The organism is Halomonas sp., from assembly GCF_052095695.1.
Lineage (GTDB): Bacteria > Pseudomonadota > Gammaproteobacteria > Pseudomonadales > Halomonadaceae > Vreelandella.
The window spans coordinates 1-6,904 of record NZ_JBQDLQ010000127.1; the positions used below are offsets into that span (position 1 = coordinate 1).

Consider the following 6,904-nt stretch of genomic DNA (forward strand, 5'->3'; position numbering starts at 1 on the left):
GATTTGCCCGCTGGAGTAGAAGTTGGCCATCATCGCGGCGTCGGCAGCGCGGTCAAGATCGGCATCCGCGAACACAAGCAATGGCGATTTTCCGCCCAGCTCCATGGTGACGTCTTTTAGCGTCGAGCTAGCCGCGGCAGCCATGACTTTCTTGCCCGTGCCCGCTTCGCCAGTAAACGAGACTTTGGCGATACCAGGGTGCTGGGTGAGCATGGCGCCCACGCGGCCATCACCTTGCACCACGTTAAAGACGCCGTTAGGTAGGCCTGCTTGTGTAAAGATCTCGGCCAGTTTCATGACCGTGAGTGGGGTGACTTCGCTAGGCTTAAATACCACCGCATTGCCTGCGGCCAGCGCCGGCGCTGCTTTCCAGCAGGCTATTTGGATGGGGTAGTTCCACGCCCCAATGGCACCAATCACACCCAGCGGCTCGCGGCGGGTGTACACAAAAGAGCTGTCACGTAGAGGGATCTGATTACCTTCAATAGCAGGCGCCAGACCAGCGTAGTACTCAAGCGCATCGGCGCCGGTCACGATATCAACGCTCGCCGTTTCACTAATTGGCTTGCCGGTATTGCGGGTTTCCAGTTCGGCAAGCTCGTCATTACGTTCTCGTAACAATGCCACGGCGCGCAATAATACGCGCGAACGCTGCATGCCGGTCATGGCGGCCCACTCACGCTGGCCGCGCTGAGCGGCTTCAACCGCGGTGTCAACATCGGACTGACTGGCTTGGCCGATCGTAGCAATCAGGCTGCCATTAAAAGGGTTGGTGACGGTAAAGGTCTCACCTGACGTGGCGCTTACCTGGCGACCATCAATATAGAGAGGCTGTATGTCTTGAGCGGCCATGGAGGTCTCCTCGAATAAAAACTAGCGGTATGTATCGGGTGCAGACGTTGCACAGCCATGATGATCAAGCAGCTGATCAAGGTAGGCCTGCGCGATAAGCCGGGCCTCATCTGCATCAAGCCCTGCGGGTGTTAACGCCCCGCGCAGCCACAGGCCGTCAATCATTGCCGCCAAACCAAGGGCGGCGCTGCGGGCGTCATGGCGTGGCATTACGCGTCGAAACTGATGACATAAATGGGTGTAAAGGCGGCGGTCATTGACGTTTTGCAAGCGCTGAAGCATGGGCTTATGCATGCTGCTTGCCCAAAAGGCTAACCAAGTCTTGGCAGCAGGGCCGTTGACTTGAGTGCGGTCAAAGTTGCCCTCAATAATGGCGCTAATGTGAGCGCGCGGAGAGTTGTCTGCTAACGCATGACGACGCGCGGCAACGGCCTCGGTGAGGTCGGTCAAGATTTGCCGCATGGTTGCTTCCAACAGACCGTCTTTGCCGCCAAAGTAATGGCTGATGATGCCCGCAGATACGCCCGCATGACGAGCAATGCGCATCACGGTGGCTTCGGCTAGGCCAACTTCATCGATGGCAGCCATGGTTGCGTGGATTAACTGCTGACGGCGTATCGGTTCCATTCCAACCTTTGGCACGTTGATCTCCTGCGAACGCTCACCTATATACGTTGAATACTTAGCGTGAGTGAAACTTGAAACCCACTGTTAAGCATGATTACCTAACCATGATGGCATTTTTTTATTGAACGTTCAATCAATAAAAGATCGGTCTATAAAGGCGGCGAACATTTTTCTGAATGTGAACTGAGCTCTCGGTGCGCTCGCATCAGACGTTTCAAGGGGACAACCAACATGAGTAAGATTTCGATGCGTTACGCCGGTGCTTTACTACTGGTCGCCGGACTACCAGCGGTGGCTTATGCCGATGACTGCAGCAGCGTGCGCTTTGCTGAAGTCGGCTGGACAGACATTACCGCGACCACCGCGCTGGCCAGTGAAGTACTTGAAGGGCTCGGCTATACACCAAGCGTAGATACAGTCTCTGTGCCCATTGCCTACGCGGGGATGCGTAACAATGATTTTGATGTATTTCTGGGCAACTGGATGCCTTCAATGGCATCTATTAGCGACCCTTATATTGAGCGAGGCGAGGTCGAGCGCTTGGTAGCTAACCTGGAAGGGGCAAAGTACACACTGGCCGTGCCGCAATACGTTTATGATGCGGGAGTGACATCGGTCAATGACCTGGCGGCGCATGCCGATCAGTTTGACCGCAGCGTGCACGGTATTGAAGCAGGGAACGATGGCAACGAGCTAATCGAGCAAATGATTGACGATAACGCCTATGAGTTAGGCGCCTGGCAGGTGGTTAACTCCAGCGAGGCAGGGATGTTGGCGGAGTTGCGCGCGCGCGTCCTGAATGAGCAGTGGATGGTGTTTTTAGGTTGGGAGCCACACCCCATGAACTCTAACTTTGAGATGGCCTATCTCTCAGATGCCGATGACTATTTTGGCCCGGAGCTAGGGGGCGCGACGGTGCATACAAATACACGCGCTGGCTTTGTGGATGAGTGCCCAAATGTAGGGGCGTTATTACGCAATATGACCTTTACGCTGGAAATGGAGAATCAGTTGATGAGCGCGATTATGGATGATGGTGTTGCACCCCGTGACGCCGCGCGTGACTACTTAAAAGCCAATGACAGTATTCTGGACGAGTGGTTAAACGGCGTAACAACGCGCCATGGCGAGCCTGGCGCAGAGGCCGTGCGCGCTGCCATTCAATAAGCTAATTTAGGTGGGGAAGGTGAGTCGGAATCCGGCTTGCCTTTCGCATTTAAGGTAGGCATAATCTGCACCCGTTGATGAGGAAAAGGCTACGTAGCTCAGCTGGTTAGAGCACATCACTCATAATGATGGGGTCCCAGGCCCGGAAGGGAGCAACGGTAGTGGTGGCTGCGTGTGCCGGGATGTGGCTTCTGGGGCTACCACCATTTCTAGCCTTCATTGTGTTGCTTCCCTCCTCTAAATACTGCTGACGCATCGACTCGTCAAGCAATACGCTTGCGTCTTATAAGCTATCGCGGTACTTACATTTAACATTAGCCTTCTAGGTATTACGATGAAAACGCTACTGCGATGGCTGCTTAGCTTCGTGGCGCTTTTGGCGCTGCTGTTAGTGGGACCTGTATGGCTACTGGTGACTAATCAGGTGGCTACGGATGCTCATTGGTCATCGTTAGATCGCACCTCGGCGGGTTTTGCGCCTGATCCTGAAGCGTATTCTGAGGCTGTGGTGCAGGTCTATTCGGCCCGGGCATACAGCTGGCGAGGGGCATTTGGCGAGCATATTTGGATCGCAACCAAGGCGGAAAATGCTGACAGCTATCGGTTGCATCAGGTATTGAGCTGGCGCCAGCCCACGGTGGTGTCCTCTATTGATACGCCTGATCGGGCTTGGTTTGGAAATCCGCCCACGCTATTGGCCGATTATCGCGGGGAAGCGGCTGACCAGATGATTCCGAAAATAGAGGCCGCCGCCACGGATTATCCTCACGCCGGCCTGTACCGTGTGTGGCCCGGGCCTAATAGCAATAGCTTTATTGCCTGGGTAATGCGCGAAGTACCAGGCTTTGAGGTAACGCTTCCTGTGACGGCTATCGGCAAGGATTATATTTTTAACGGCGTGTTTGCGCCTACCCCCAGCGGCACCGGCTACCAGTTTTCACTGGGCGGCGTGATCGGCGTTATGCTCGCGCTTGAAGAGGGTATTGAGGTTAATTTTTTAGGGCTCAGCTTTGGTTTTGATATTATGCGGCCTGCGTTAAAGCTCCCGGGTATCGGGAGGCTGGGAAAGCCCGCCCGAGTATCAGGCCGCGATGATTAGCTTTTTATAAGCTGGTTTTTTTGAATAAGATAATCCAACGTCGCAACAAAGCCATCTGTGACCTGGGTATGGCAGTGGTCGCCCTAACTATCGTTCGCAGGGCGACTATTTTGCTGGTCGTCGGTAAAGCGTTGCATGATCGTGAGTGTTTCATCACTTACGTGATGCTCCATGCCTTCAGCATCAATGCGGGCGGTGGCATCTTTAACACCCAGTGCACGCAGGAAGTGCAGCACGATGTCGTGGCGAGCACGCGACGTCTCGGCCATTTTTTGGCCAGCCTCGGTGAGGAACAGCGATCGGTAGGGCTTGCTAGTCACTAGCTTCAGCTCATTTAAACGCCGAATCATTTTCGATACCGTCGCTTGGCTAACTGCCATGCGATTGGCTATATCCGCTGCACGGGCTTCGCCACGGTGCATCAGCAAATCACCTATCAGCTCAACATAGTCTTCAATCAATTCGGTTTCGTGAGCGTTGCGCACCGTTGCGTATTGCAGGGCGTGCTGCTCCACGGGGGGCAGCGCATCGCCAGGAATGCTGGCGGCGGGCAATGAGGCATTCGGATTAGATTCAGTCATCGGCAGATTATATCGGAGGCTGGTGTAACAATCATTGGATAGTCGCGTATTTTTTGCGCACAAAGCTTGCCAACTGATAATACAGAAAAGAGCTCCGCTAAGAATCAGTGATTTTGCTGAGCGCTCCGCTTAGGTTTGTTGTTTTATTCTGCTAGAATCCGCCACCTTCGCTGTTAATAGCCTTTCAATAGCTTTAGGGAACTTCATGAATGCAGTAATTCTGGCGGTGCTGGTGATGGTGGCGCTATCGCTGGCGCGTGTCTCGGTGGTTTTCGCGCTGGTGTTGGGCGCTTTGGTCGGTGGCTTGGTGGGTGGGTTGAGCCTTGAGCAAACCATGGATGCGTTTAATGAAGGCGTGGGTGGCGGTGCCCAGGTTGCATTGGCCTATGCCACGCTGGGCGCGTTTGCGGTGGCGATTTCCCGCTCAGGTTTGCCGGATATGCTGGCGAATCGTTTGATTACGCTGCTGGGCAAACAAACTACGCAGGCAAATCAAACGCGCGTTAAAGTGCTGCTGCTGACGGCGATTTTGCTGGTCGCCATCTCATCACAAAACGCTATTCCTGTGCATATTGCTTTTATCCCCGTGCTGATTCCGCCGCTCTTAATCGTGATGAATCGCTTGAGGCTAGATCGGCGCGCGGTGGCATGTGCACTCACGTTTGGATTAACGGCGCCGTACATGCTGCTGCCAGTCGGTTTTGGGGCGATCTTCCTCAACGATATATTGCTCGCTAACTTAAATAGCGCCGGCGGGCCGTTAGGTTTAGAGATTACCCGTGGCATGGTGCCTATGGCCATGGCGATCCCGGTAGGCGGTATGGCTTTAGGGCTAATCGTCGCGCTATTTTGGAGCTATCGGCGCCCGCGTGACTATCAGGCTCAAGACATTGCTAACGCTAACGTGATGGAAGGGCATACGCCCGCCGAGCCTCACCTGCTGGGGCTTATAATGTCGGGCGTTGCCATCGTCGCTGCGCTGGGGCTGCAGCTATATAGCGGCTCAATGATTTTAGGTGGCTTGGTAGGTATTGGTTTGCTCTCGCTTGGGGGAATATTCAAGTGGCGGGAGGCTGATGATCTCTTTACCAGCGGCATGCGAATGATGGCGTTGATTGGTTTTATCATGATTTCAGCGGCGGGCTTTGCCGAAGTGATGAAAACCACGGGTGAAATCGACACGCTGGTATCGGGCGCCTTTGCGGTACTGGGTGACAACCGAGGCTTAGCTGCGCTAGTAATGCTGCTGGTCGGGCTGTTTATAACGCTGGGGATTGGCTCTTCGTTCTCAACCATTCCGATTATTGCCGCTATTTTTGTGCCCTTAGCGGTGCAGTTTGGCTTTTCGCCCATGGCCACGGTGGTGCTGGTAGGTACGGCAGCGGCGCTGGGAGATGCGGGCTCACCTGCATCTGATTCAACCCTGGGGCCGACCTCCGGCCTTAATGTGGATCGTCAGCATGATCACATTTGGGACAGCGTTGTACCGACGTTTCTGCATTACAACATTCCGCTAGTGGGCTTTGGCTGGCTGGCGGCAATGATGCTGTAGGGGTGCTACTTTGATATGAAAAGGGACAACGGGCGTTGTCCTTTTTTCTGAGTAATCATGCCTCACTGCTTAGGCAAATAAGACTCAAAAGCGCTTAGTAGGCCTCGCAGCAGAGAAAGCTCTTTGCGGCTAGGCTGCGCGCGAGCAAAGAGTGCTTGAAGCTGTTCTTCAGTGCGGGCGTGGGGCTGGGTTAAAAAGCCACTTTTTTGCATTAACTCCCCGAGATGCGCTTGGAAGTGTAGAAACTGCTCACGGCTAGGGGGTGTCGCCTCCAGCGGCCGTTGATATGCGAAATCGTTATCTGCACTTTTGCGCCATGCACGGTGCACTTCGTACGCTAAAATTTGCACCGCTTGAGATAAATTCAGAATGCCGTAATTGGCATTGGCTGGAATGCTGACCTGGTGGGTACAGCAGCGAATCTCATCGTTTGTAAGCCCTGAGCGCTCTCGCCCAAACACTAATGCTACCGGTGCAGTTTGCGCATTCTGAATGACGTCTAAGGCCATATCATCGGGTTCATCATAGTGGGGCAACGGTAGGCTGCGCAGGCGCGCGCTAGCCCCCACCACTTGAACGCAGTCAATGACAGCGGCGTCTAGCGAGCTGACAACGCGGGCATTATCGAGCACATCATTAGCGCCCGCGGAAAGGCGAGTGGCTTCTTCATCAGGGTGTGAGCGTGGGTTAACCAGTACCAGCTCAGTCAAGCCCATGGTTTTCATTGCCCGCGCCGCAGCCCCAATATTGCCTGGGTGAAAGGTCTGTACGAGCACGATACGGATATGCTGCAACATGCGTTATCGCCCTATAGCCTTAAAAAATCGGCCTGATAATAGCACGTTGGCTTAGCTGAATGGACGATAAGTTATGACGTAGCGTTAATACCGCGCTGGCCTTTATAACGCAACAACCCCGCACAAGGCGGGGTTGTTGGTGATGACGTTAACAGCTAGTCATCTTGAGCAAAGGGTTCAGGGTTGCATTACATCATGCCGCCCATACCACCCATTCCGCCCATGCCAC

The 6,904-nt window shown here is 54.2% G+C and carries 7 protein-coding genes; 3 read left to right on the forward strand and 4 right to left on the reverse strand.

Annotated features, from left to right (window positions below; all coding sequences use genetic code 11):
* Together ACTH5D_RS16705 and betI are read right to left on the reverse strand one after the other, a co-directional pair.
* On the reverse strand, nt 1-852 hold an 852-nt coding region (locus ACTH5D_RS16705), incomplete at its 3' end, for an aldehyde dehydrogenase family protein (RefSeq protein WP_441673210.1).
* 21 nt (nt 853-873) lie between these two features.
* Nucleotides 874-1,494, reverse strand: a complete 621-nt coding sequence (gene betI / locus ACTH5D_RS16710; RefSeq protein ID WP_441673212.1) for a transcriptional regulator BetI — start codon at nt 1,492-1,494, stop codon at nt 874-876.
* 216 nt (nt 1,495-1,710) lie between these two features.
* Here betI and choX point away from each other — a divergent pair, with 216 nt between their 5' ends.
* Nucleotides 1,711-2,646 carry a choline ABC transporter substrate-binding protein gene (gene choX, locus ACTH5D_RS16715; RefSeq protein ID WP_441673214.1) on the forward strand — a complete coding sequence of 312 codons (936 nt, stop codon included), beginning with the start codon at nt 1,711-1,713 and terminating at the stop codon, nt 2,644-2,646.
* A 334-nt stretch (nt 2,647-2,980) separates the two neighbouring features.
* The gene (locus ACTH5D_RS16720) at nt 2,981-3,745 is read left to right on the forward strand and encodes a DUF3750 domain-containing protein (RefSeq protein WP_441673216.1); all 765 of its coding nucleotides are present in this window, start codon (nt 2,981-2,983) and stop codon (nt 3,743-3,745) included.
* 83 nt (nt 3,746-3,828) lie between these two features.
* Here the strand turns inward: ACTH5D_RS16720 and mntR are convergent, their stop codons facing one another.
* Complete coding sequence (mntR, locus tag ACTH5D_RS16725) at nt 3,829-4,326, reverse strand: manganese-binding transcriptional regulator MntR (protein ID WP_441673218.1); 498 nt, start codon at nt 4,324-4,326, stop codon at nt 3,829-3,831.
* A 205-nt stretch (nt 4,327-4,531) separates the two neighbouring features.
* Here mntR and ACTH5D_RS16730 point away from each other — a divergent pair, with 205 nt between their 5' ends.
* Nucleotides 4,532-5,878, forward strand: a complete 1,347-nt coding sequence (locus tag ACTH5D_RS16730) for a Na+/H+ antiporter family protein (protein WP_441673220.1) — start codon at nt 4,532-4,534, stop codon at nt 5,876-5,878.
* A gap of 62 nt (nt 5,879-5,940) precedes the next feature.
* Here ACTH5D_RS16730 and ACTH5D_RS16735 read toward each other — a convergent pair whose 3' ends face one another.
* Nucleotides 5,941-6,675, reverse strand: a complete 735-nt coding sequence (locus ACTH5D_RS16735) for an RNA methyltransferase (RefSeq protein ID WP_441673222.1) — start codon at nt 6,673-6,675, stop codon at nt 5,941-5,943.
* Nucleotides 6,676-6,904 lie beyond the last annotated feature (229 nt).

Coding starts and splice junctions, on each gene's coding strand:
- choX (WP_441673214.1), top strand. CDS start 1,711: ATGAGTAAGATTTCGATGCGTTACGCCGGTGCTTTACTACTGGTCGCC.
- ACTH5D_RS16720 (WP_441673216.1), top strand. CDS start 2,981: ATGAAAACGCTACTGCGATGGCTGCTTAGCTTCGTGGCGCTTTTGGCG.
- mntR (WP_441673218.1), bottom strand. CDS start 4,326: ATGACTGAATCTAATCCGAATGCCTCATTGCCCGCCGCCAGCATTCCT.
- ACTH5D_RS16730 (WP_441673220.1), top strand. CDS start 4,532: ATGAATGCAGTAATTCTGGCGGTGCTGGTGATGGTGGCGCTATCGCTG.
- ACTH5D_RS16735 (WP_441673222.1), bottom strand. CDS start 6,675: ATGTTGCAGCATATCCGTATCGTGCTCGTACAGACCTTTCACCCAGGC.